Here is a 22,149-nt window from a genome sequence, read left to right on the forward strand (position 1 = left end):
GGACTCAGCCGGGTATGCCGTGCAGGCGCCTGCCCTCGGCCCCGTCCTCGTCGCCGTCCCCGGGGGAGTCCGGCGCGGCGCCCGTGCGCACCCAGTCGGCGTAGGAGGACAGGGCGTGCGAGACCGGGACGGCGATGATCTCGGGCACGTCGTAGCGGTGCAGGTGGACGACCGCCTCGGCCAGGCCCGGGAAGGCGTTCTCGGTGGTCTTGGCCAGGAGCAGCCACTCCTCGTTGCTGTGGACCTCGTCCTCCCAGGTGTAGAAGGAGAGCATCGGGCCCAGGACCTGGACGCAGGCGGCGAGCTTGCGCGCGATCAGCGTGTCGGCGATGGTGCGGGCCGACGCGACGTCGGGCACGGAGATCCGGGCCTCGACGAGGGGCAGCTCCACGGCGGCGCGGGGGTCCGTCACGCTGTCGCCCCGGCGAGGGCCTCGTCGAGCAGCGTCAACGCCTCGCCGGCCTCCTCGGAGGTGATGACGCACGGCGGCACCACGTGCATCCGGTTGCCCATCATCAGCGGCCAGACGCCGCGCTCGACGCAGGCCCGGTGGATCGCCTTGACGCGGTCGGCCGGCAGCGGCTCGCGGGTCTCGCGGTCGGCCACCAGCTCGAGGGCCCAGAAGACCCCCAGACCGCGGACGTCGCCGATCACCTCGTGCCGCTCGGCGAGGTCGCGCAGGCCGGGGCCGAGGGTGCGCTCGCCGACCTCGGCGGCGTTCTCGACGACGCGCTCCTCGCGCATGATCCGGATCGAGGCCACCGCGGAGGCGGTCGCGAGCGCGTGGCCGGAGTAGGTCAGCCCGCCCGGATAGGGCGTGTGGGCGAAGGTGTCGGCGATCTCGTCGGAGAGGATCACGCCGCCGAGCGGCACGTAGCCGGAGTTGACGCCCTTGGCGAAGGTGACGAGGTCGGGCCGCACGCCCCAGTGGTCGAAGGCGAACCACGCGCCGGTCCGGCCGAAGCCGGCCATGACCTCGTCGAGGACCAGCAGGATGCCGTGCTCGTCGCACAGCTCGCGGACGCCCTCGAGGTAGCCCGGCGGCGGCACGAGGACGCCGTTGCTGCCCACGACGGTCTCGAGCACGATGGCGGCGACGTGCTGCGGGCCCTCGGCGGCCACGGTGTGGCGCAGGTGGCGCAGCGCGCGCTCGGCCTCCTCCTCGGGCGTGCTCGAGTGGAACTCGCTGCGGTAGAGGTAGGGGCCCCAGAAGTGGACGACACCGGGGATCGAGGGCTCGGCGCCCCAGCGGCGCGGCTCGCCCGTCAGTGCGATCGCGGCCGCGGTGGCGCCGTGGTAGCTGCGGTAGGCGGCCAGCACCTTGTGCCGGCCGGTGTGCAGGCGGGCCATCCGGACGGCGTTCTCGTTGGCCTCGGCGCCACCGTTGGTGAAGAAGACCTTCTCCAGCCCGGCGGGCGCGAGCCCGGCGACGGCGGCCGCGGCCTCGGCGCGGGACTCCTCGGCGAAGCTCGGGGCGACGGTGACCAGTCCCCCGGCCGCCTCCCGGATCGCCTCGACGAGCCGCGGGTGCTGGTAGCCGAGGTTGACGTTGACGAGCTGGCTGGTCAGGTCGAGGTAGCGACGCCCCTGGTGGTCCCAGAACCACACGCCTTCGCCGCCGGCCAGCGGCAGCGGGTCGATCTCCGCCTGCGCGGACCAGGAGGTGAAGACGTGGGCGCGGGTGAGCTCGCGGACGCGGGAGTCACGGGCAGCGTCGACCGACGGAAGAGCAACCATAAGAGGAAGTATGCCTTCAGGCGGGCGCCGGAATCACCCTGGGACCCCTGACCTGCGCAACTAGATGAACGGTCAACCGAAAGGCGGCGTGAAGCGCCCGTCCACGGCCGTCCAGCCACCGTCGACCATGACCTGGGAGCCGGTCACGAAGCTGGCCGCGTCGGAGGCCAGCCAGCAGACGGCACCGACCATCTCCTCGGGGCGCGCCCACCGGCCCAGCACCGACTTCTCGGCATAGGCCCTGTTCCAGGCCTCGTCGGCGCGGATCTGCGCGGTGAGCGGGGTCTCGACGACGCCGGGGGCGACGGCGTTGATCCGCACGCCCGAGGGCCCGAGCTCGGCGGCGAGCGTCTTGACGAGCTGGGCGACGCCCGCCTTGGTCGCGGCGTAGACGCCCTGACCCGGCTCGACGACCAGCGCCCGGATCGAGGTGAGCGCGACGATCGAGCCGGTGCCGCGGCGCTGCATGTCCGGCGCGAAGGCCCGCACCGCGTTGAAGGTGCCGCGCAGGTTGAGCCCGACGACCCGGTCGAACTCCTCTGCGGAGTAGTCGAGCAGCTTCTTGCGCACGTTGATCGCCGCGGTGAGCACGAGCACGTCGACGTCGCCCAGCCCGCCCACGAGGTCGGCGAGCGCGGCCTCGTCGAGGACGTCGACCGCGTGCGCGGCGTGCCCCGGGTCCTCCCCGGCGGCGAGCCGGTCGCGCACCGCCGCCGCCGTCGCCGGGTCCTTGTCGAGGCAGGACACCCGGGCGCCCTGGGCCGCGAGACCGGCGGCGATCTCGGCCCCGATCCCGCCGCAGCCCACCACCACCGCGTGGCGGCCGTCGATCCGGAACATCTGCGCGTAGTCGAGCGACGTCATACCCGCAGAGTCTGGCACGCGTCACGACCCTTGCCCCGTCTCCCGGGGTGCGCTATACCGGGACGGTCGGGGAGAGTCCCCGGCACGCGCCCGCCCGAGGGGGCCCATGGCGTCCGGCACCACGGAGCAGACGGCGGCCTGGAGGTCACGGCCGAGTCGGCGCCCTTCATCGACGTCGTCGAGATCGTCGGGGCCGAGCCGGGGCGCGGCCGGGGCGGCGGCCACTGCATGACCTGCCCGCTCGTCCGCGACCCGGTCGACCTCTGAGGGGCAGCGTCAGGCGAGCGCGCTGGGGAAGGCCTCCCGGTAGGACCGCCAGGTGCCCTCGGGCGTCGTGACCGAGTCGGCCGCCAGCGTGGCGCGCACGATCGCGCGGGTGACGACGTCGGCTGCGGCCTCGAGCATCTGGTGGAAGCCGAGCGGGTCCGGCGCGGGACGGCCGCCGGTGGCGAGCCCGAAGAGCGTGTCGCCGTCGAACATCGAGTGCGCCGGCAGGATCGCCCGGGCCAGCCCGTCCTGCCCCGACATCGCCAGCCGCCGCGCCTGCGCGCAGCCCAGCGTGGCGTCGGTGGCGACGACGCCGATGGTCGTCGCCAGCGTGCGCGGCAGCGCCTCGGCGCCGAGCTCGACCGCCCGGGCGCGGGCGGCCTCCACCTCCTGCGGGTATGGCGTGCGCAGCCCCGCCCCGGAGGGCACCCCGGGCAGGCCCTCCAGGTCGCCGGGCAGCAGGCGGGAGGCGCCGTAGAGCTCGCCGGTGCGCGGGTCGACCGTCGACCCGACGGCGTTGAGCACGACGAGGGCGGCGACGGTCGAGCCGTCGGGCAGGACGACGCTGGCGGAGCCGAGGCCGCCCTTGAGACCACCGGCGACCTGGCCGCCGGTGCCGGCGCCGACGGCACCGAGGGCGGGCGGTGCGGCATACCCGTCGGAGCCGGTGTCGCGGGCCCGCTGCGCGTCCTCGCAGGCGGCCGCGCCGAAGGTGGCGTCCGGGGTGGCGTCCCAGCGGCCGCCGCGTCCCAGGTCGAAGATCACGGCGCCGGGGACGATCGGGACCAGCCGGTCGGGCGCGCCCATCGGGAAGCCGCAGCCCTGGCCCAGGAGCCAGCGCATCACGCCGTCGGCGGCCGCCAGCCCGAAGGCCGAGCCGCCCGACAGGCTGATCGCGTGCACGCGGTCCACGAGGTTGCAGGGGTCGAGCAGGTCGGTCTCGCGGGTGCCCGGGCCACCACCACGCACGTCGCCGCCCGCGACCGCGCCCTCCGGCGGGGCGAGGACGACGGTCGAGCCGGTGAGCCAGCCGTCGCCCACCCGCGAGGTGGAGCCGACGGCGAGCCCGGCGACGTCGACGACGGAGTTGGTGGGGCCGGGGACGAGGTCGTGCAGCATGGGGCCCATCGTGGCACTGACCGGTCTCCTGACCTGCGGCGGCACGGCGCAGGACGGCCCCGTGACCGGCGCGGATCTGGCAGCATCGCGTGGGTGCCCCGCCCGACCGGCGCCCCCGCCGCCCTCGCCGCCCGCGACTGGGGAATGCTCGTCGCGGTCGCGCTGATGTGGGGCAGCTCCTACTACTTCATCCTGCTCGGGCTCGAGGCCTTCCCGCCGGCGACCGTCGCCTGGCTGCGGCTGCTCCTCGGCGTGGCGGTGCTCCTCTGCGTCCCCGCCGCGCGCGCTCCCCTGCGTCGGCGGCGCGACCTCGGGCCGACGGCCGTCCTCGGCCTGACCTGGATGGCGGTCCCCTTCCTGCTCTTCGCGCTCGCGCAGCAGGAGATCGCCTCGGCGCTGGCCGGGATGGTCAACGGGGCCGCGCCGCTCTTCACCGCCGCGATCGCCACCGTCTGGCTGCGCCAGCGCCCGGACCGCGCGCTCGTCGTCGGGCTCGTCGTCGGCTTCGTGGGTGTCGTCCTGCTGGGCCTGCCCAACGTCGACGGGCGGGCGAGCGGGCTCGGGCTGCTCATGGTGCTGCTCGCCACCTTCCTCTACGGCGTCTCCTTCAACCTCACCGGTGTCCTCCAGGCCCGCAACGGGGCGCTGTCGGTCATCCTGCGCGCCGAGATCGTGGCGATGCTCGTGCTCACGCCGTTCGGGGCGCCCGGCCTCGTGGGGGCCCGACCGGGCGTCGCGGTCGTGCTGGCGATGCTGGCGCTGGGCGCGCTCGGCACCGGGCTGGCGTTCGTCCTCTTCACGTCGCTGGTCGGCCGGGTGGGCGCCCCGCGGGCCTCGATCACGACCTACCTGGTGCCGGTCGTCTCGCTGGTCCTCGGTGCCGGGCTGGCGGGCGAGCGGGTGGCGCTCCTCTCGCTCGCCGGGGTGGCGCTGGTCCTCGTCGGCGCGTGGCTGGCGTCGGGGCGGCGGCGGTCGCCCGCCTGAAGGTCGGTCGGTCCCCGGGCCTCAGCGCTCGACGAGGCCGTCCTCCAGCGCCCGCAGCACCGCGCGGGTGCGGTCGCGCACGCCGAGCTTCAGAAGGATCGCCGACACGTGGTTCTTCACGGTGCCCTCGGCCAGGTGGAGTCCGGAGGCGATCTCGCGGTTGCTCCAGCCGGCCGCCATCAGGCGCAGCACCTCCTGCTCGCGGCCGGTGAGCTCCTGGGGCGGCAGGGTGTCGGGCGAGCGCCGCGGCTCCGACCCGGCGGCCAGCCGCTGCACCAGGCCGGCGCTCACGGCCGGCTGGATGAGGCGGCCACCGTCGGCCAGGGTGCGGATCGCCTCGAGCAGGGCCTCCAGCGTGACGTCCTTGAGCAGGTAGCCCCGGGCCCCCGCGCGCAGCGCCTCCAGCACGTCCTCGTCGTCGTCGAAGGTGGTCAGCACCAGCGTCGCCGGCCGGTGCTCGGCCTGCGCCAGCTCGCGCAGCGTCCCGAGCCCGTCGAGCACGGGCATGCGCAGGTCGAGCAGCACGACGTCGGGCCGGGTCTGCCCGATGACGGCGAGCGCGGCCCGGCCGTCGGCGGCCTCCCCCACGACCTCGACGTCCTCGCCCAGGGCCAGCAGGCTGCGGATGCCCTGCCGCACCAGGGTCTGGTCGTCGACCAGGACGACGCGGATCACCGGGCGACCTCCCGGTCGGCGGTGGGCGCCGCGGTGGCCGACGGCCCTGCTGCGTCGGGCGGCGGCGCGACCACCTCGGCCGGCACGACCAGCCGCACCCGGAAGCCGTCGGAGCCGTCCACCTCGACGGTGCCGCCGACGGCCTCGATGCGTTCCCGCATACCCGTGAGGCCGTTGCCCGGACGGAGGGGGTCGGCCCCGGCGCCGTCGTCGCGGACGACGACCTCCAGCCCCTCGCCGGTATGCCGCACCCCCACCCAGGCGGACCCCGCGCCGGAGTGCCGGACGGCGTTGGTCAGCGCCTCCTGCACGCCGCGGACGAGGGCGTCGCGCACCGGTGTTGACGGCACCGTGAGCTCGTCGGGCAGGTCCAGGTGGACCACGGGGCGGGGGATCTGGGCTGCCATCCGCTCCAGCGCGCCGCGCACGTCCGGGCCGTCCTCGCGCAGCCGGCCGACGACCTGGCGGACGTCGGCGAGCAGCTCCTTGGCCAGCTGGCGCGAGCGGTGCACCTGCTCGGCGGCCGGCCCGTCGACGACGTGCGAGGCGACCTCGAGGTTGAGCGCCAGGGCGCTGAGCTGGTGACCCACCAGGTCGTGCAGGTCGCGCGAGATCCGCAGCCGCTCCTCGGTGCGGCTGGTCTCGGCGAGGCGGGCCTGGGCGGCCTCCAGCTCGGCGTGGGCCTCGCGCAGACTCGCGTGCACCTGCGCCAGCCGCTCGCGCGCCCGGCTCTCCCGCTGGGTGATCTGCCCGGTCATCACGGCGAAGACCTGCAGCCCGACGTAGAAGAGCGCACCGAGCAGGCCGCCGTCGGACAGCGCACCGTAGCCGAGGGTCAGGAGGGCGGCGGACTGCACCGCGACCACGCCGAGGGCGGTGGGGAGCGGCAGCACCAGTCCCGCGCTCGCGGCGGTGATGACCATGGGCACGCCGCCGAAGCCGTAGAGCGGCTCCACGGCATAGAGGGCTGTGCCGAGCAGCATCATCGGCAGGACGAGCAGCCGGGCGGTCCGCGGCGACAGGTCCACCAGGACGTCGACGACGAAGAGCGGCAGGCCGACCGCCCAGAGCACCCACCACAGGCTCGACATCGGGATGTCGGTGACCACGGGCAGCAGCCCGACCAGGGCGTAGGTGAGCGCGCCGGTGACGCCGGCCGTGCGGTCCAGGCCGGGATGGCTCCGGGCGGCGGTCTGCCTCTCGCTCACGCGTCCACCCTAGGACGGCGCCCCCGCCCCGCACCCGTGCCGGAAGTCATGCCCGACCCGTGCCCGCGGTCACGGTCGACCCGTGCTGATCCGGTGCCGTCCGGCACTGACCCGGCCCTCCCGTCCGCTCCTAGCGTCGAAGGACCACATCGAGGAGGTAGGCGATGAACGCCATCGACACGCAGGGCCTGGGCAAGGACTACGGCGACGTGACGGCCGTGGGGGCGATCGACCTGAGCGTCCCGACCGGGCAGGTGACCGCGGTGCTGGGGCCCAACGGCGCCGGCAAGACGACCACGATCGAGATGCTGCTCGGCCTGCGCCGCCCCACCCGGGGCAGTGTGCGGGTGCTGGGCGGCGACCCGCGCAGCCCCGCCGTCCGCGCCCGCGTCGGCGCGATGCTGCAGGACACCGACGCGCCCGAGAGCCTGACCGTCCGGGAGATGGTCGACCTCGTCGCGTCCTACTACCCGAGCCGGCTGCCGGTCGAGGAGGTGCTGGCGCGCGCCGACCTGGCAGCCCGGGCCGACCGCCGGGTGACCCAGCTCAGCGGCGGGCAGCGCCAGCGGCTGTCGTTCGCGCTGACCATCGCCGGCGACCCCGACCTGCTCTTCCTGGACGAGCCGACCGCGGCGCTCGACGTGGGTGCGCGACGGGAGTTCTGGGAGCAGGTCTCCGGCTTCGCCTCGCTCGGCAAGACCATCCTGTTCTCGACCCACAACCTGGCCGAGGCCGACGAGTTCGCCGAGCGGGTCGTCGTCATCGCCGCCGGCGCGGTCGTGGCCGAGGGCAGCCCGGCACAGATCAAGCAGCTCGTGGCCGGACGCACCGTCACGCTGCGCACCGACGCCCCCGAGGGCTGGCTGCGCAGGCTCCCCGGCGTGCGGGAGGTCACGCGACCGGAGACGGCCGGCGTCGTCGACGGTGCCCCCGCCACGCCCTCGCGCGCCCTCCGGCTGCACGTGGTCGAGGCCGAGCCGGTGCTGCGGGCGGTCTTCGCCGCCGGGCACGACGTCACCGACCTCACCGTAGCCGAGGCCTCGCTCGAGGACGCCTTCGTCCACCTCACAGGCGCCGCGCCGGACCCGACCCACGACCGCCCGGCCAGCCCGGCGGCATACCCGCAGGAGGCTCTCCGATGACCACCGTCACCGTCCCCAGCTCCCCCTCGCCGACCGCCGTGCCCGGCCGCGGGATCGTGGCCGCGCTGCTCACCCAGGTGCGCGCCGAGGTGGTGCGCTACCGCCGACTGCCGGAGTACTTCATCGGCGTCGTCGTGCTGCCCATCCTGCTCTACGCGATGTTCGGGCTGCCCAACGCCGGCACCGTGCTGCCGGACGGCACCACCGTCACGGCGCTGATGTTCGTCTCGTTCAGCTGCTACGGCGTGGTGTCGCAGGCGCTCTTCTCCTTCGGCGCAGAGCTGGCGACCGAGCGGCAGAAGGGCTGGCTGCGGCGGCTGCGGGCCACCCCGATGCCGATGTGGCTCTACTTCACGGGCAAGCTCGCCCTCAACCTGGTCTTCATCGGCATCATCGTCGCGGGCATCGGGCTGCTGGCCGCCCTCGCCGGCGACGCCGACTTCGACCTCGGCCGGCTCGCGCTCACCGTCGGCGTGCTCCTGCTGGGGACCGTCGCCTTCTCGCCGATGGGCTCGGCCATCGCCTACTGGGTGCGGCCGCGGGCGGCGACCACGATCGTCAACCTGGTCTTCCTGCCACTGGCGTTCCTGTCGGGCTTCTTCTTCCCGCTCGCCGGGCTGCCGCCGGTGCTGCTGGACGTCGCGCCCTACCTGCCGACCTACCACTTCGGCCAGCTCGCCTGGGCGGCGATGGCGCCCTCGGCGACCGACCGGCTCGCCTTCGGCCTGATGGAGGAGGGCGACCTGGCCGTCAGCGCCGTCGTCGTCGCCGGGTGGTTCGTGCTCTGCTGCGTGCTGACGGCGGTCGGCTACCGCCGCGAGCTGGACCGCGAGCGCGGCTGAGGGGGCGCAGCCGTCGCCGTTGCCCCGTCCGGGTCCTCCCCCGGGCGGGGCAGCGCGTCGTCGGCGAGGATGTTGACCATCCGCCAGAGCTGGCGCGGCTCCTCCGACGGCTGGCGCGAGCGCTCGATCGCACGGTCCATGAGCTCGCCGAGCTGCTCGGAGAGCCAGCGGACGTCGGCCTCGGTCAGCTCGAGCAGGCCCGTCAGGATCGTGGCGCGGGGCCGCGGCTCGCGCCCGCTGGCCCAGGTGGGTGCCCAGGCGGTGACGCGGGCGACGAGGTCCTGCAGGTCGAGGGCCTCCTGGTCCATGAAGGACCGGATGACCAGCTCCTCCTCGGCGTCGACGGGCGCGTCGGGCGCCGGGATCGTGAAGCCGCTGCCGGCCGCCTTCCAGACCCTGTCGCGCCGGTCGCGCGCGTGCTCGGGCGCCTCGACGATGAGCCCGGCCTTGGCGAGCTGGCGCAGGTGGAAGCTCACCGCGTTGGCCGGCACGTCGAGCAGCCGCGCCAGGTCGGTCGCGCGTCGCGGCACGTCCTCGTGCATGAGCTCCAGGATGCGGCGGCGCACCGGGTGCGCCACCGCCTTGAGCATCGGCGAGGAGAGGCGGACCGGGGCGTGCCCGGCGGCGCCGGTCAGGGAGTCGTCGGCGGTCATGTCCCCCACCCTAACGGATCCGCACCTTCAGTTGCGCAAGAATAGTTGCGCAACTTCTCTTGCGGGTCTATCGTTCCTGTCATGACCACGACCTCCACCCCCGCCGACACCGCCGTCGCCGGTCCCGAGACCGCCCTCGACACCGCTCCGGAACCCGACGCCACCGAACCCGCGGGCCCCCGCCCCTCACTGTGGCGCACCGGGTCCTACTGGGCCTGGCTCGCCAGCGACACCGGCCAGGCGCTCGGCTCCTCGCTGCAGTTCTTCCTCGTGCCGCTGCTCGTCGTCCTCGTCAGCGGCAACGCCGCGGCCGCCGGCACCGTCGCCGCCCTCGGCCTCGGCGGCCGCCTCGCCACCACGCTGCTCGGTGGCGTGCTCGCCGACCGCCACGACCTGCGCCGCCTGATGATCCTCAGCGGCACCCTTGCCGGCTGCGTGATGCTCGGCCTCGTCGCCGTCGTGGGCCTCGACCTCGGCCTGGTCGCGCTGGGCGCGCTCAACCTGCTGGCCGGCGTCCGCGCCGGACTGCTGGGCAACGCCTCCGACGCGGCCCTCAAGCAGGTCGTCCCGCCCTCCCTGCTGCCCACCGCCTCGTCGGCCAACCAGGCCCGCGACGCCGCCGTCTCCATGGGCGCCCCGCCGCTCGGCGGCCTGCTGCTGGGCCTCGGTGCCGTGCCGGCGCTGCTCACCGCGGCTGCCGCATACCTCGTCAGCGCGCTGGGCGCCCTCGTGCTCCGCGGCGACTTCCGCCCCGCCCCCGCGAACGGGAAGACGTCGATCCGCGCCGAGGTCGGCGCCGGGCTCGCGTGGCTGTGGCAGCGCTCCGAGCTGCGCCGCGTCATGGTCGTCGCGCTCCTGCTCAACCTCGGTCTCAACGCCGCGATCGCGACCCTGCTCTACTCGCTCGCCGGCGACGGTGAGTCCCCCGCCCGGATCGGCCTCGTCTCGACCGCGCTCGGCCTGGGCATGCTCGCCGGCGCGCTGCTCGCCGGCCCGGTCGTGCAGCGCGTCCCGTCCGGATGGGTCGCGATGATCGGCATGTCGATCACCGGCGCCGCGATGGCCGTCCTGCCGCTGGTCCCCGGCTTCTGGGCCACCCTGGCCGTGCTGACCGTCGGGACGCTCGGGGCACCGGCGACCAACGCTGCGATGTTCAGCTACCTCATGCACCAGACCCCGCGCGCCGTCCTGGGCCGGGTGATGAGCGCGACCGAGCTCGTCGGGGCCGGCGCGACACCGCTGGCGCCGATCATCGCGGGCTTCGGCCTGAGCCTGATCGGTCTGCGGGGCACCCTGCTGGTCTGCGCGGCGATCTGCCTGCTGGCCGTCGCCGCGGTCCTCACCAGCCGCGCGCTGCGCACCCTGCCGCGCCCCGACGCCTGGGCGCCGGCCGAGGAGTGAGGGGGCTGGTCGGCGGCTGACGGGGTGAGGTCGCTGGTCAGCCCGGCCCGGCTGGAGTGGGACGACTTGGTGTCGCTATGACGACACGAAGTCGTCCCACTCTTCCGGACACCCGACGTCACCGCACGCACGACGTCACCGGGAGCGCTCCCCGGCGCCCGCGCCTCAGAGCCAGCGCGGCACGCTGGCGACGTAGCCCGCGTAGTCCTCGAAGCGTTGCGCGAGCGCCGCCTCCTCCGCCGGGATCTGCCAGTGGTCGAGCGCGGCGACGAGGCCGGCGACGGGCAGCAGGGCCAGCGGGGAGCGGCGGGCGACGGCGTGGCCGGTGAGGAGGACGGCCATGCCGAGGTACATGGGGTTGCGGGTCACGGCGTTGGGGCCGGTCCGTACGAGCGTGGAGGCGCGGTCGACGGTCATCGGGTCGACGGTCGTCCCGCGCCGGACGAACTCCCGCACCGCCCCGCCGGCCAGCCAGCCCGAAGCGGCCACGAAGGGCGCGGAGGCGAGCAGGCTGCCACGCGTGGGAGGGCGGCCCACGGTGCGCTGGGCGAGCGCGGCACCGGCGAGATGGACGACGGGCGGGACCCTCATGGCTGCTCCTCCACCGCTCGCCCCGCCACCCCGGCCGCCAGGTCCGCCGCGGTGCGGCCGGCGAGCGCCGAGTGCAGGTCGGGCACCGCCGCCAGCAGCGAGCGGGTGTAGGGGTGCTGCGGGTCGGTGAAGAGCCGTTCGGTGGGGGCGACCTCGACGACCTGTCCGCGCTGCATCACCGCGACCCGGTCGCAGACGTGCCGCACGACCGACAGGTCGTGGCTGACGAAGACCAGCGTCAGCCCGAAGGCCTCCACCACCTCGTCGACGAGGTTGAGCACCTGGGCGCGCACCGAGACATCGAGGGCCGAGACCGGCTCGTCGGCGACGAGGATGTCGGGCCCGGGGGCCAGCGCCCGCGCGATCGAGATCCGCTGCCGCTGACCGCCGGAGAACTGGTGGGGATAGCGGTCGGCGGCGTCCGCCGACAGCCCCACCCGCTCGAGCAGCTCGACGACGCGCTCGCGGTTGCCCGCGCGCCGACCCTGCGCCACGAGCGGCTCGGCGACGATGTCGCGCACCCGCATCCGGGGGTCGAGGCTGCTCATCGGGTCCTGGAAGACCAGCTGCAGCCGCTGCCGCAGCCACCCCAGCTGGCGCGCGGACCGGTCGTGGATGGGCCGACCCTCGACGAGGATCTCCCCCGACGTCGGCTGGTCGAGGCCGCAGATCAGCCGCAGCAGGGTCGACTTGCCCGAGCCCGACTCCCCCACGACGCCGAAGCGCTCGCCCCGACCGACCGACAGGGTCACGTCCTGCACGGCCCGCACCACCGGGGCGGGCTGGGTCAGCGAGGTGCGGCGGCGACGGAAGTCGCGGCATACCCCGCGCAGCTCGATCGCGGGACCGTCCTGGTGCTCAGCCACGTTGGCCCTCCCCCGCCGGGTGCACGCACGCGTGACCGTATGCCGTCTCGCCCGCCGGGTGGTCCCCGCGCGGGAACCACGGGGGCGGGGTCTCGCAGCGGGCGGTCGCGTGGGCGCAGCGGGTCCGGAAGACGCAGCCGTCGGGGAAGCGCCCTGCCGGCGGCACCGAGCCCGGGATGGTCGGCAGGGCCGCACGGCCGCGGCGACCCTCGGCGCCGACGAGGTCGCTGGCCCCGATGAGGCCCTGGGTGTAGCGGTGCCGCGGATCGGAGAAGACCTCGGCGACGGGACCGGCCTCGACGATGCGGCCGCCGTACATGACGAGCACCCGCTCGCAGACGGTCGCCACCACCCCGAGGTCGTGGGTGATGAAGAGCATGGCGGCGTCGCGGGCCTCGACGCCGCGGACGACGAGGTCGAGCACGGTGGCCTGCACGGTGACGTCGAGGGCGGTCGTGGGCTCGTCGCAGATGAGCAGCGCGGGGTCGTTGGCGAGGGCGATCGCGAGCACGACCCGCTGCCGCTGCCCGCCGGAGAGCTCGTGCGGGTAGGAGCGCGCGAGATGCTCGGCGTCGGGCAGGTCGACGCGCTCGAGCAGCTCGACGACGCGGCGGCGGGCCGCGGCCCGGGAGGGCTGGGTGCGGTGCAGGAGCATGACCTCGGCGACCTGGTCGCCGACCTTCATGGTCGGGTTGAGCGCGGTCATCGGCTCCTGGAAGACCATCGACATGCCGTCGCCGCGCAGCCGCGCCATCTCGCGCTCGCCGACCTCGAGCAGGTTGCGGGTGGCCGGGGTGCGGGCCGAGAGACGCACGTCTCCGGTGGCCGTCAGCCCCTCGGAGAGCAGGCCCATGACGGCGAGCGCGGTGAGAGACTTGCCCGAGCCGGACTCGCCGATCAGGCCGACGCGCTCGCCCCGCTCGATCGAGAACGTCACGTCGTGCAGCAGCGGGGTGTGCCGGGTGCCGACGGACAGCCCGGTGACGTCGAGGACGGTGCGGTCGCCGCTCATCGCCCCTCCAGCTTGGGGTCGAGCCAGTCGCGCAGGCCGTCGCCGAAGAGGTTGAATCCCAGCACCGAGAGCGCGATGGCGGCGCCGGGGATGAGCGCCAGGTGCGGGGCGGAGCGCAGCGTGGTCTGGGCCTCGTAGAGCATCCGCCCCCAGGAGGCCTGGCCGGTCGGGGTGCCCAGGCCGAGGTAGGCCAGCGCCGCCTCGGCGAGGATCGCGATGGCGAAGGAGACCGAGGCCTGCACGATGACCAGGCCGGCGACGTTGGGCAGCACGTGCCGCCAGGCGATGCCCAGCGGCGAGCGCCCGGCCGCGCGGGCGGCGACGACGTACTCGGACGTCATGACACCGAGTGCCCCGGAGCGGGTGATGCGGGCGAAGGCCGGGATGGTGGCGATGCCGATCGCGATCATCGCGACCCGCGTGGAGCCGCCGTAGAGCGCGGCGAACATGATCGCCAGCAGCAGCGCGGGGAAGGCGAGCAGCACGTCGTTGGCGCGCATGACCAGCTGCCCGAGCCAGCCGGGTGACATCGCCGCGAGGATCCCGAGCGGCACCCCCACGAGCGCGGCCACCCCGACGGCGACCAGCCCGACGTAGAGCGTCGTGCGGGCGCCGACGAGGATCTGCGTGAAGACGTCGCGCCGCAGCTTGTCGGTGCCGAGCCAGTGCTCGGCGTTGGGGGTCTGGTAGGGCTCGACCGGCAGCACGCGCATCGGCGGCCACGGCGTCCACACGTAGGAGATCAGCGCGAGCAGCACGATGGCGGCGACGATCGAGCCGCCGATCACCAGGCTCGGGTTGAGCTCGCGGCCGCGGCGCGCGGCCAGCTCCCCCGCCGGGGTCGCGGCGACGGCGGGGATGCCCTGGATCTCGCTCATCGGGCCGTCCTCAGGCGCGGGTCGATGACGAGGTAGAGCACGTCGACGACGAAGTTGATGACGAGGACCGCCACGACGAGCACCATGACGACCGCCTGCACGGTGAGCAGCTCGCGCTTGGCCACCGAGTCGAGCAGCAGCGAGCCCAGACCCGGGATGACGAAGACCCGCTCGATGACGACGGCGCCGATGAGCAGGGTCGCCAGCTGCAGACCGAGCACCGTGACGACCGGCACCGCGGCGTTGCGCAGGCCGTGGCGCACCAGCGCCTGCATCGGCCGCAGGCCCTTGGCGCGGGCGGTGCGCAGGAAGTCCTCGCGGAGCACGTCGAGCACCGCGGAGCGTATGTAGCGCGCCAGCACCGCGGCCTGCACCAGCGACAGCGAGATCACCGGCAGAGCCAGTCGCTTCACGAAACCTGCCGGGTCCTCGGCCGGCACCACCCAGCCGCCCGAGGGCACCCACCGCAGCCGCACCGCGAAGACCGAGATGAGCACGATGCCGGCGAGGAAGGCCGGGACCGCGACGCCCACCTGCGAGAGCGCCGAGAGCAGCACGCCGTCCCAGTGGCGGTGCCGGACCGCCATCCAGATGCCGACCGGCAGCGCCAGCACGAGCGCGAGGATCATCGCGCAGACCACCAGCCACAGGGTGACCTGCAGCCGGTCGGCGATCTGCGGGCCGATCGGCGCCCGGCTGACGAACTCGATGCCGGGGTCGAAGGTGATCAGCCCGCGCACCCAGTCGAGGTACTGCACGACGACCGGCCGGTCGAGGCCGAACTGCTCGCGCAGCTGGGCCACGGCCGCGTCCGAGGCGTTGATGCCCAGGGCCACGCGGGCGGGGTCGCCGGGCAGCACTCGCATGAACGCGAACACCACGACCGAGGCCGCGAGCACGCTCAGGACCAGCACCATCAGGCGGTGCAGGAGTCTCAGCAGCATGGGATCAGGTCGGACCTCGGTCGGGCGTCTCAGCCGCGAGCCAGGGCGGCCAGCGGGAAGGACTCCTTGATGGCGTTCTCGGGCAGGCCGGTGATGTCGGGGTCGGCCACCATGAGGTTGGGCAGCAGGAAGAGGAAGTCCGCGGCCGCGTCCTCGCTGATGAGGGCCGCCGCCTCCTTCATCTTCGCGACCTGCTCCTCCTCGGAGGCGGTGTCGGCCTCGTCGAGCAGAGCGCGGATCTGGTCCGTGCCGTAGGTCGTGTAGTACTCCGGGTTGCCGAAGACGTTGCCCATGTCGCGCGGCTCCACGTGGGCCACGATCGACATGTCGAAGTCCTTGTTGGTGAAGACCGTCTCCAGCCAGGCGGAGGGGAACTCCAGCTCGTCGACCTCGACCTGCAGGCCGACCTCCTCGAGCATCGACTCCACGACGGTGCCGCAGGCCACGGCATAGGGCAGCGTCGGGATGCGCAGCCGCAGCGTCTCGCCCTCGGCGCCGGCCTCGGCGATGAGGGCGCGGGCCTTGTCCTGGTCGAAGGGGTAGTCGCCGGTGCGGTCCTCGTACCACGGGTCGGTCGGCGGCACCATCGAGCCGATGAGCGTGCCGCGCCCGGCCCAGCAGGTGTCCATGAGCGACTGGTGGTCGATCGCGTGCCGGACCGCCTGGCGCAGCGCGAGGTCGGCCAGCGGCGCGCCCTCCTGCTGGTTCATCGACAGCACGACCTCGCCGTTCGTCGTGCCCTCGACGATCTGGTAGTCGCCGGTCTCGAACTCGGCCAGCGACTCCGGCGCCTGCACCGTGGAGACGACGTCGATCGCGTCGGTGAGCATGGCGTTGTTGAGTGCGTTGGCGTCGCGGAAGTAGTGCATCTCCACGGTGCCGAAGTAGGGCGCGTCACCGTGGTAGTCCTCGTTGCGCTCCAGCACGATCCGGGAGCCACGGTCCCAGCTGACGAAGGTGTAGGGACCGGTGCCGATCGGGGTGTTGGCCAGGTCGTCGGTGCCCTCGGTGTCGAACATCGCGCCGACGCGGGTCGTCAGCGCGTAGAGGAAGCTGTTGCTCGGCTCCGTCAGCGTGACGACCAGGGTGGTGTCGTCCTGCGCCTCGACGCTCTCGACGACGTCGAGCTGGGCCTTGAGGCTGGTCGTCCAGGCGTCGGTGGAGACCCGCTCGAGCGAGAACTGCGCGTCCTCGGCCGTGAAGTCCGAGCCGTCGGAGAAGGTCACTCCGTCCTTGAGGGTGAAGGTGTAGGTCAGCCGGTCGTCGCTGACCTCCCACTCCTCGGCGAGAGCGCCGACGATCTCGCCGGACTCCTGGTCGACGGTGACGAGCGTCTCGTAGACGTTGTCCAGGAGCAGCTGCGGGATCGCGGCCCCGTCGGTGGTCGTGAAGTCGAGGCTCGCCGGCTCGGCGACGAGGCCGACGCGCACGGTCTCGTCGCTCGGCCCGCCCGCGTCCCCGCCGGTGCCACCGCTGCTCGTGGCGCCGTCGCCGTCGGGCGTGGTGGGGTCGGAGCTCGTGCCCGAGCCCGCGCTGCAGCCCGCGAGGAGGACGGCGGTCGCGAGGGCGGCCACCCCGGCGCGGGAACGTGTCTTCGTCGACGTCGTCATGGTCGGCATCATCGCCCACCGGCCGGGGGCGACGCCAGCCGCCCCGCCCGTGGCTGCAGACTGGGGCGCATGGACCTCCGGATCTTCACCGAGCCCCAGCAGGGCGCCACCTACGACGACCAGCTGCGCCTGGCGCGCACCGCCGAGGAGTGCGGCTACTCCGCCTTCTTCCGCTCCGACCACTTCCTGGCGATGGGGCGCGAGGGCAGCCCGGGGCCGACCGACTCGTGGATCACCCTGGGAGCGTTGGCGCGCGAGACCAGCACGATCCGGCTCGGCACGCTCGTCACCTCGGTGACCTTCCGCCACCCCGGGCTGCTGGCCGTCTCGGTCGCGCAGGTCGACGAGATGAGCGGCGGCCGGGTCGAGCTCGGCATCGGCGCCGGCTGGTTCGCGCAGGAGCACGCCGCCTACGGCATCCCCTTCGCCGACGCGCCGGGCCGCTTCGACCAGCTCGAGGACGCCCTCGAGGTCGTGACGGGTATGTGGAGCACGCCCGCCGGCGAGCGCTTCGGCTACCAGGGGCGGACCGTGACGATCACCGACTCCCCCGCGCTGCCCAAGCCGGTGCAGGACCCGCGGCCGCCGATCATCCTCGGCGGGGGCGGCAAGCGGCGCACGCCCGCGCTGACGGCCCGCTTCGCCGACGAGTTCAACATGGCGTTCCCGACGATCGAGGACACCGTGGCGCAGTTCGCCCGGGTCGACCGGGCCTGCGAGGCGATCGGCCGCGAGCCCTCGTCGGTGCTGCGCTCGGTCGCGCTCGTCGCCTGCGTCGGCCGTGACGAGGCCGAGGTGCGGCGGCGCGCCGACGCGATCGGCCGGGACGTCGACGAGCTGCGCGCGAACGGGCTCGCCGGCACGCCGGCCGAGGTCGTGGACCGGCTCGGCACCTGGCGCGAGCGGACCGGGGCCGAGCGCTACTACCTGCAGATGCTCGACCTGTCCGACCTCGCCCACACCGAGCTGGTGGCCGCCGAGGTCCTGCCCCAGCTGTAGGGGCAGGACGCCCGCCGGGCTGGTCCGACGGCCCCGTCGGACCCGCCCGCCGCGTCAGGCGGTCGGCTTCTCGCGCAGCACGTGCACCGAGCAGTGCGCGTGCCGCACCACGCCGGACGCCGTCGACCCGAGGAAGAAGTGCTTCCACCCGGGCTGCGACGAGGCGATGACGATGCAGTCGTAGCCGCCCTTCTCGGCCTCGTCGAGGATCTCCCGCGTCGGGTGCCCGTAGGCGACCTGGACCTCCAGGCCCTGCCCCAGGAACTCGTCGACGACGGCCTTCGCCACCTCGCGCTGGCTCTCCATCAGGCCGGGGTCGACCGCGTAGGCCTCGGCCGTGAGGTAGCGGGGCAGGTCCTCGACGACCGTGATGATCGTGACCGTGCCCTCGTCGCCGGCGAGCGAGCGCGCCACCTCGACGGCCCGCCACGCCTCCTCGCCGTGCCCGGGGACGACCGGAACCAGCACCTTGGAGTACGACATCGCAAACTCCTCTCCCCCGATGCCGGCCCGGTGCGGAGGGCGCCCGGCCGGCGCCGGGACTCGTTGCACGACCTAGTGTAGTAGTTATCGGGTGGGAAGGACAGGCCGCGGCGCGAGGCGCGCGGCCGCACCGCATACCCCGGCCCGGCACCACCACCCTTGCCTTCCGCGAGGGGGCGGGTGCACACTTGTTACCGAGAAGTAGATACTCCGAGTACCGCATACCTGAGAGGGCGTCGTGGGCCACTACAAGAGCAACGTGCGCGACATCGAGTTCATGCTGTTCGACGTGCTGGAGCGGGGAGACATCCTCGGCTCCGGGGCGTTCGAGGACATCGACGCGGAGACCGCGCGGGACGTGCTGCACCAGGTCGCCGAGCTGGCCGAGGGGCCGGTCGGCGACTCCCTGCTGGAGTCCGACCGCACCCCGCCCGTCTTCGACCCGCAGACCGGCACCGTGACGATGCCGCAGTCCTTCCAGAACTCCTACAAGACCTGGATCGACAACGAGTGGTGGCGCCTGGAGGTCCCCGAGGAACTCGGCGGCACCACCGCGCCGCCCACCCTGGCGTGGGCCGTCGCCGAGATGGTGCTCGGCGCCAACCCGGCGGTGAAGATGTACGCGGCGGGCTTCAGCTTCGCCACCGTCCTCTACCGCCTCGGCAACCCCGCGCAGCAGCAGCTCGCCCAGCTCATGGTCGACAAGCGCTGGGGCGCCACGATGGTGCTCACCGAGCCCGACGCCGGCTCCGACGTCGGCGCCGGCCGCACCAGGGCGGTGCAGCAGGCCGACGGCACGTGGCACATCAGCGGCGTCAAGCGCTTCATCACCAGCGGCACCGCGCCCTTCTACGACAACGTCATCCACTTCGTGCTGGCCCGCCCCGAGGGCCACGGCCCGGGCACCAAGGGCCTGTCCCTGTTCATCGTCCCCGGCCGCCACGTCGACCTCGAGACCGGCGAGCTCGGCGAGGAGAACGGCGTCCAGGTCGCCAACATCGAGCACAAGATGGGCCTGAAGGTCTCGACGACCTGCGAGCTGCGCTTCGGCGAGGACCCCGACCGCCCGGCCGTCGGCTGGCTGCTCGGCGACGTGCACGACGGCATCGCGCAGATGTTCCGCGTCATCGAGTACGCCCGGATGCTCGTCGGCACCAAGGCGATCGCGACCCTGTCGACCGGCTACCTCAACGCCCTCGACTACGCCAAGCAGCGCGTGCAGGGCGCCGACCTGACCCAGATGACCGACAAGAGCGCCCCGCGGGTGACGATCACCCACCACCCGGACGTGCGCCGCTCGCTCATGCTGCAGAAGTCCTACGCCGAGGGCCTGCGGGCGCTCATGCTCTACACCGCGAGCTTCCAGGACACCGTCCGCGCCGCCCAGCTGGCCTCCGGCGAGGAGGCCCTCGAGGCCGACTCCCCCGCCGCGCTGGCCGCCCGCGTCAACGACCTGCTGCTCCCGCTCGTCAAGGGCTGCGGCTCCGAGCGCGCCTGGGTGCTGCTCGGCACCGAGTCGCTCCAGACCTTCGGCGGCTCCGGCTTCCTGCAGGACTACCCCGTCGAGCAGTACGTCCGCGACGCCAAGATCGACTCCCTCTACGAGGGCACGACCGCGATCCAGGGCATGGACTTCTTCTTCCGCAAGATCCTGCGCGACAAGGGCGTGGCCCTCGGCTACGTCGCCCGCGAGATCATGGGCACCGCCTCGGCGCAGGTCGAGGACGGCCTCAGCGAGGTCCGCGGCGCCGTGCTGCGGGCGCTGGGCGAGCTCCAGCAGATGGTCGAGTTCATGACCGGCAAGGCGATGGCCGCCCAGCAGGATCCGAAGCAGGTGTATGCCGTGGGCCTGCACAGCTCCCGGCTGCTGCTCGCCGCCGGCGACCTCGTGGTGGGCTGGCTGCTGCTGCGCCAGGCCGAGGTGGCCGCCCGCCTGCTGGAGTCGGGCGAGCGTCCCGGCGACACGGCATACCTGCAGGGCAAGGTGGCCGCCGCCCGCTTCTTCGCCTCCGAGGTGCTGCCCCGGCTGGGCGCCGACCGGCGCGTCGTGACGGCCGACGACATCTCGCTCATGGAGCTCCCGGAGGAGGCCTTCTGACGTCCTGACGGAGGTGCGACGGCACCGCCCCGGGGAGGGATCTCCCCGGGGCGGTGGCGTGTCCGGACGCCGCCCGCCTACGCGCGACGGAAGACGACGAGCCGCATCATGAGATACATGAACACCGCCTCGCAGGCCCCCGCGATCAGGCGGGCCAGCAGGTAGTTGGTCGCGACCGCCTCGAGCACGCTCGAGAGCAGCAGGATGAAGAGCAGGTAGTTGACGACGACGGTGGCGACGTAGCGGGCGGACTGCCGCCCCACGTGGTCGGTCGACCGGAAGTTGAGGCGGCGGTTGAGCACGAACGCCAGCCCGAAGGCCACGACGTAGCCCACCGTCACGGCGAGGGGGTAAGGCACGCCGAGCCCGTCGAAGAGCACGGCCAGGAGCGTGAGGTCGACGGCGTAGGTGAAGGTGCTGATGGCCGCGAAGCCGACCGCCGTCGCCGGGACCACGAGGCGCAGCACCGCCGGCAGCAGGCCGTGGACGCGGTCGCGCGCCAGGGTGAATCGGTCGGCCGCGGGGGTGCCGCGGCGTCGTGCGGTCTCTCGGTGCCTGGCGCAGCCAGGCGCCGTGCCGGTCGCGGTCAGGTGCGAAGCGGATGCCATCGGGAAGGGCCTCGGGACGGGGTCGGGGGACGTCTCGACGCTAGGAGGACTGCCTGGGAGCGCGCTGCGGGGGAGCCGCCGGTCGGCCGGAGGGCCGTGGCGAGCTCCCCCGAGCAGCGCGGAGAGGGATCAGCCCTCGATGTCGCGGCGGCGCACGTCGACGTCGTCGCGGCGCTCGACCACCTCGCGGTGCGTGGTGTTGGCGCGCTGGGTGTTCATGACCAGGCCCAGGATCAGGGCCAGCACACCGGCCGCCATGAGGATGTAGCCGACGGTCGTGATCTCGATGCCTCCCGCCATGGTGAAGTTCACCGCGAACGCGAGGATCGCGCCGATCACGAGGAGAACGATGCCAAGTCCGATGCCCATGGGAGGACGCCTTTCGTCGGGGACGCCCTCAAGGTAGCCGAGCCCGGCGCGCCCGTCCTGCGGAACGAACCCGCCCGTCAGGGGGGCGCGACGCGCTCAGAGGCGGCGGTCGTCGAGCACCGGGAAGCTGCTCCGGGCCCGCTCCACCTCGTCGGTGTCGAGCTCGACCGTGAGCACCTCCTCGCCGGTGCCGGCCTCGGCGAGCACGGTGCCCCACGGGTCGGTGACCACGCCGTCCTCGCGGGTCGGGGTGACCTGGGTCAGGTCGACGCCCTTGTCCTTGGCGTACTTGCGCACCGGCGGGGCGGCCTTGGCCCGGCGCGGGGCTCCGACCTCCTCGGCGGCCTCGGCCGCGGCCTCGGCGCCCCGGCGACGGCGACGGGTGGTCGCGGTCTCGATCGCGCCGTAGCCGACGAGCACGGCCTCGCGGGCCGGCTTGGCCTCGGCCTCGCCACCGGCGGGGGCCTCGGGCACCAGGTCGGCCGCGGCCGCCTCGGCCTCGTCCGCGCTCGGGGCGCTGGCCTCGCCGCCGCCGTCCCCGGTGTCGATGACGATGATCGGGGTGCCGACCTCGACCTCCTCGCCCTCCTGGGCCAGGATCTTGGTCACCGTCCCGTCCCACGGGATCGGCAGCTCGACGAGCGACTTGGCGGTCTCGACCTCCACGACGATGTCGTTGGTCTTGACCGTGTCGCCGACGCCGACCTTCCACTGGATGATGGTCGCCTCGACGAGCCCCTCGCCGGGGTCGGGGAGCTTGAACTCAGGCACGACAGTCTCCTCGCAAGAGCAGGTGGGA

Annotated in this window: 23 protein-coding genes and 1 pseudogene; 7 read left to right on the forward strand and 17 right to left on the reverse strand. The window is 73.8% G+C overall.

Annotated elements, in window-relative coordinates:
• Positions 1–4: 4 nt before the first annotated feature.
• The 3 genes from cutA to FB476_RS14575 all read right to left on the reverse strand — a co-directional run bounded on the left by cutA (position 5) and on the right by FB476_RS14575 (position 2,601).
• Entirely contained in the window at positions 5–412 is a 408-nt protein-coding gene (gene cutA / locus FB476_RS14565; RefSeq protein ID WP_238329816.1) for a divalent-cation tolerance protein CutA, read from the reverse strand.
• Positions 409–1,737, reverse strand: coding sequence for an aspartate aminotransferase family protein (locus FB476_RS14570; protein ID WP_141820662.1), 1,329 nt, complete (start codon positions 1,735–1,737; stop codon positions 409–411). The genes cutA and FB476_RS14570 overlap by 4 nt, the downstream gene beginning before the upstream one ends.
• A 72-nt stretch (positions 1,738–1,809) precedes the next feature.
• The gene (locus tag FB476_RS14575; protein ID WP_141820664.1) at positions 1,810–2,601 is read right to left on the reverse strand and encodes an SDR family NAD(P)-dependent oxidoreductase; all 792 of its coding nucleotides are present in this window, start codon (positions 2,599–2,601) and stop codon (positions 1,810–1,812) included.
• A gap of 168 nt (positions 2,602–2,769) precedes the next feature.
• Between FB476_RS14575 and FB476_RS17005 the strand changes: the two are divergent.
• Positions 2,770–2,868, forward strand: a pseudogene (locus tag FB476_RS17005) (arginine deiminase family protein); the annotation flags it as partial.
• Positions 2,869–2,877: 9 nt separating this feature from the next.
• Here the strand turns inward: FB476_RS17005 and FB476_RS14585 are convergent.
• A complete protein-coding gene (locus FB476_RS14585; protein ID WP_202877045.1) occupies positions 2,878–3,987 on the reverse strand; it encodes a P1 family peptidase in 1,110 nt (369 codons plus the stop codon).
• Positions 3,988–4,080: 93 nt separating this feature from the next.
• Here FB476_RS14585 and FB476_RS14590 point away from each other — a divergent pair, with 93 nt between their 5' ends.
• The gene (locus FB476_RS14590; RefSeq protein ID WP_141820670.1) at positions 4,081–4,971 is read left to right on the forward strand and encodes a DMT family transporter; all 891 of its coding nucleotides are present in this window, start codon (positions 4,081–4,083) and stop codon (positions 4,969–4,971) included.
• A gap of 21 nt (positions 4,972–4,992) precedes the next feature.
• Here FB476_RS14590 and FB476_RS14595 read toward each other — a convergent pair whose 3' ends face one another.
• Together FB476_RS14595 and FB476_RS14600 are read right to left on the reverse strand one after the other, a co-directional pair.
• Positions 4,993–5,646 (reverse strand): response regulator, encoded by a 654-nt coding sequence (locus FB476_RS14595; RefSeq protein WP_141820672.1) that lies wholly within the window; start codon positions 5,644–5,646, stop codon positions 4,993–4,995.
• A complete protein-coding gene (locus FB476_RS14600; RefSeq protein WP_141820674.1) occupies positions 5,643–6,854 on the reverse strand; it encodes a sensor histidine kinase in 1,212 nt (403 codons plus the stop codon). The genes FB476_RS14595 and FB476_RS14600 overlap by 4 nt, the downstream gene beginning before the upstream one ends.
• A gap of 164 nt (positions 6,855–7,018) precedes the next feature.
• On the opposite strand from FB476_RS14600, the gene FB476_RS14605 reads away from it, so the two are divergent.
• Together FB476_RS14605 and FB476_RS14610 are read left to right on the forward strand one after the other, a co-directional pair.
• Positions 7,019–7,996: an ABC transporter ATP-binding protein gene (locus FB476_RS14605; protein ID WP_141820676.1), complete on the forward strand. Its 978-nt coding sequence runs from the start codon at positions 7,019–7,021 to the stop codon at positions 7,994–7,996.
• Positions 7,993–8,838: an ABC transporter permease gene (locus FB476_RS14610; RefSeq protein WP_141820678.1), complete on the forward strand. Its 846-nt coding sequence runs from the start codon at positions 7,993–7,995 to the stop codon at positions 8,836–8,838. Before FB476_RS14605 ends, FB476_RS14610 begins: the two co-directional genes overlap by 4 nt.
• Here the strand turns inward: FB476_RS14610 and FB476_RS14615 are convergent.
• Positions 8,805–9,491: an ArsR/SmtB family transcription factor gene (locus FB476_RS14615; RefSeq protein WP_141820680.1), complete on the reverse strand. Its 687-nt coding sequence runs from the start codon at positions 9,489–9,491 to the stop codon at positions 8,805–8,807. The genes FB476_RS14610 and FB476_RS14615 overlap by 34 nt on opposite strands.
• An 81-nt stretch (positions 9,492–9,572) precedes the next feature.
• Between FB476_RS14615 and FB476_RS14620 the strand changes: the two genes are divergently transcribed.
• Positions 9,573–10,892, forward strand: coding sequence for an MFS transporter (locus tag FB476_RS14620; RefSeq protein ID WP_141820682.1), 1,320 nt, complete (start codon positions 9,573–9,575; stop codon positions 10,890–10,892).
• A 165-nt stretch (positions 10,893–11,057) separates the two neighbouring features.
• On the opposite strand, the gene FB476_RS14625 is transcribed toward FB476_RS14620, so the two are convergent.
• The 6 genes from FB476_RS14625 to FB476_RS14650 are packed head-to-tail and all read right to left on the reverse strand — an operon-like array spanning position 11,058 to position 16,793.
• Positions 11,058–11,483, reverse strand: coding sequence for a methyltransferase family protein (locus tag FB476_RS14625; protein WP_141820684.1), 426 nt, complete (start codon positions 11,481–11,483; stop codon positions 11,058–11,060).
• A complete protein-coding gene (locus FB476_RS17195; protein ID WP_141820686.1) occupies positions 11,480–12,349 on the reverse strand; it encodes an ATP-binding cassette domain-containing protein in 870 nt (289 codons plus the stop codon). Before FB476_RS17195 ends, FB476_RS14625 begins: the two co-directional genes overlap by 4 nt.
• A complete protein-coding gene (locus FB476_RS17200; protein ID WP_141820688.1) occupies positions 12,342–13,361 on the reverse strand; it encodes an ABC transporter ATP-binding protein in 1,020 nt (339 codons plus the stop codon). The genes FB476_RS17195 and FB476_RS17200 overlap by 8 nt, the downstream gene beginning before the upstream one ends.
• On the reverse strand, positions 13,358–14,239 hold the full coding sequence (locus FB476_RS14640) for an ABC transporter permease (RefSeq protein ID WP_141820690.1): 882 nt from the start codon (positions 14,237–14,239) through the stop codon (positions 13,358–13,360). Before FB476_RS14640 ends, FB476_RS17200 begins: the two co-directional genes overlap by 4 nt.
• Positions 14,236–15,183 carry an ABC transporter permease gene (locus tag FB476_RS14645; protein WP_141820692.1) on the reverse strand — a complete coding sequence of 316 codons (948 nt, stop codon included), beginning with the start codon at positions 15,181–15,183 and terminating at the stop codon, positions 14,236–14,238. The genes FB476_RS14640 and FB476_RS14645 overlap by 4 nt, the downstream gene beginning before the upstream one ends.
• 29 nt (positions 15,184–15,212) lie before the next feature.
• A complete protein-coding gene (locus tag FB476_RS14650) occupies positions 15,213–16,793 on the reverse strand; it encodes an ABC transporter substrate-binding protein (RefSeq protein ID WP_141820694.1) in 1,581 nt (526 codons plus the stop codon).
• Positions 16,794–16,862: 69 nt separating this feature from the next.
• Between FB476_RS14650 and FB476_RS14655 the strand changes: the two genes are divergently transcribed.
• Positions 16,863–17,792 carry an LLM class F420-dependent oxidoreductase gene (locus tag FB476_RS14655; RefSeq protein ID WP_141820696.1) on the forward strand — a complete coding sequence of 310 codons (930 nt, stop codon included), beginning with the start codon at positions 16,863–16,865 and terminating at the stop codon, positions 17,790–17,792.
• Between the two features lie 54 nt (positions 17,793–17,846).
• Here FB476_RS14655 and FB476_RS14660 read toward each other — a convergent pair whose 3' ends face one another.
• Positions 17,847–18,275, reverse strand: a complete 429-nt coding sequence (locus FB476_RS14660; RefSeq protein WP_141820698.1) for a universal stress protein — start codon at positions 18,273–18,275, stop codon at positions 17,847–17,849.
• A 238-nt stretch (positions 18,276–18,513) separates the two neighbouring features.
• On the opposite strand from FB476_RS14660, the gene FB476_RS14665 reads away from it, so the two are divergent.
• Positions 18,514–20,373, forward strand: coding sequence for an acyl-CoA dehydrogenase (locus tag FB476_RS14665; protein ID WP_141820700.1), 1,860 nt, complete (start codon positions 18,514–18,516; stop codon positions 20,371–20,373).
• 77 nt (positions 20,374–20,450) lie between these two features.
• Here the strand turns inward: FB476_RS14665 and FB476_RS14670 are convergent, their stop codons facing one another.
• From FB476_RS14670 to FB476_RS14680, 3 genes are all read right to left on the reverse strand, one after another.
• Positions 20,451–20,981: a GtrA family protein gene (locus FB476_RS14670; protein WP_141820702.1), complete on the reverse strand. Its 531-nt coding sequence runs from the start codon at positions 20,979–20,981 to the stop codon at positions 20,451–20,453.
• 129 nt (positions 20,982–21,110) lie between these two features.
• Complete coding sequence (locus tag FB476_RS14675; protein ID WP_141820704.1) at positions 21,111–21,350, reverse strand: DUF6458 family protein; 240 nt, start codon at positions 21,348–21,350, stop codon at positions 21,111–21,113.
• A gap of 96 nt (positions 21,351–21,446) precedes the next feature.
• Complete coding sequence (locus tag FB476_RS14680) at positions 21,447–22,121, reverse strand: biotin/lipoyl-containing protein (protein WP_141820706.1); 675 nt, start codon at positions 22,119–22,121, stop codon at positions 21,447–21,449.
• Between the last annotated feature and the right edge of the window lie 28 nt (positions 22,122–22,149).

The organism is Ornithinimicrobium humiphilum, assembly GCF_006716885.1.
Classification (GTDB): domain Bacteria; phylum Actinomycetota; class Actinomycetes; order Actinomycetales; family Dermatophilaceae; genus Ornithinicoccus; species Ornithinicoccus humiphilus.

Coding starts and splice junctions, on each gene's coding strand:
- FB476_RS14570 (WP_141820662.1), bottom strand. CDS start 1,737: ATGGTTGCTCTTCCGTCGGTCGACGCTGCCCGTGACTCCCGCGTCCGC.
- FB476_RS14575 (WP_141820664.1), bottom strand. CDS start 2,601: ATGACGTCGCTCGACTACGCGCAGATGTTCCGGATCGACGGCCGCCAC.
- FB476_RS14585 (WP_202877045.1), bottom strand. CDS start 3,987: ATGCTGCACGACCTCGTCCCCGGCCCCACCAACTCCGTCGTCGACGTC.
- FB476_RS14605 (WP_141820676.1), top strand. CDS start 7,019: ATGAACGCCATCGACACGCAGGGCCTGGGCAAGGACTACGGCGACGTG.
- FB476_RS14610 (WP_141820678.1), top strand. CDS start 7,993: ATGACCACCGTCACCGTCCCCAGCTCCCCCTCGCCGACCGCCGTGCCC.
- FB476_RS14615 (WP_141820680.1), bottom strand. CDS start 9,491: ATGACCGCCGACGACTCCCTGACCGGCGCCGCCGGGCACGCCCCGGTC.
- FB476_RS14620 (WP_141820682.1), top strand. CDS start 9,573: ATGACCACGACCTCCACCCCCGCCGACACCGCCGTCGCCGGTCCCGAG.
- FB476_RS14625 (WP_141820684.1), bottom strand. CDS start 11,483: ATGAGGGTCCCGCCCGTCGTCCATCTCGCCGGTGCCGCGCTCGCCCAG.
- FB476_RS17200 (WP_141820688.1), bottom strand. CDS start 13,361: ATGAGCGGCGACCGCACCGTCCTCGACGTCACCGGGCTGTCCGTCGGC.
- FB476_RS14640 (WP_141820690.1), bottom strand. CDS start 14,239: ATGAGCGAGATCCAGGGCATCCCCGCCGTCGCCGCGACCCCGGCGGGG.
- FB476_RS14645 (WP_141820692.1), bottom strand. CDS start 15,183: ATGCTGCTGAGACTCCTGCACCGCCTGATGGTGCTGGTCCTGAGCGTG.
- FB476_RS14650 (WP_141820694.1), bottom strand. CDS start 16,793: ATGACGACGTCGACGAAGACACGTTCCCGCGCCGGGGTGGCCGCCCTC.
- FB476_RS14655 (WP_141820696.1), top strand. CDS start 16,863: ATGGACCTCCGGATCTTCACCGAGCCCCAGCAGGGCGCCACCTACGAC.
- FB476_RS14660 (WP_141820698.1), bottom strand. CDS start 18,275: ATGTCGTACTCCAAGGTGCTGGTTCCGGTCGTCCCCGGGCACGGCGAG.
- FB476_RS14670 (WP_141820702.1), bottom strand. CDS start 20,981: ATGGCATCCGCTTCGCACCTGACCGCGACCGGCACGGCGCCTGGCTGC.
- FB476_RS14675 (WP_141820704.1), bottom strand. CDS start 21,350: ATGGGCATCGGACTTGGCATCGTTCTCCTCGTGATCGGCGCGATCCTC.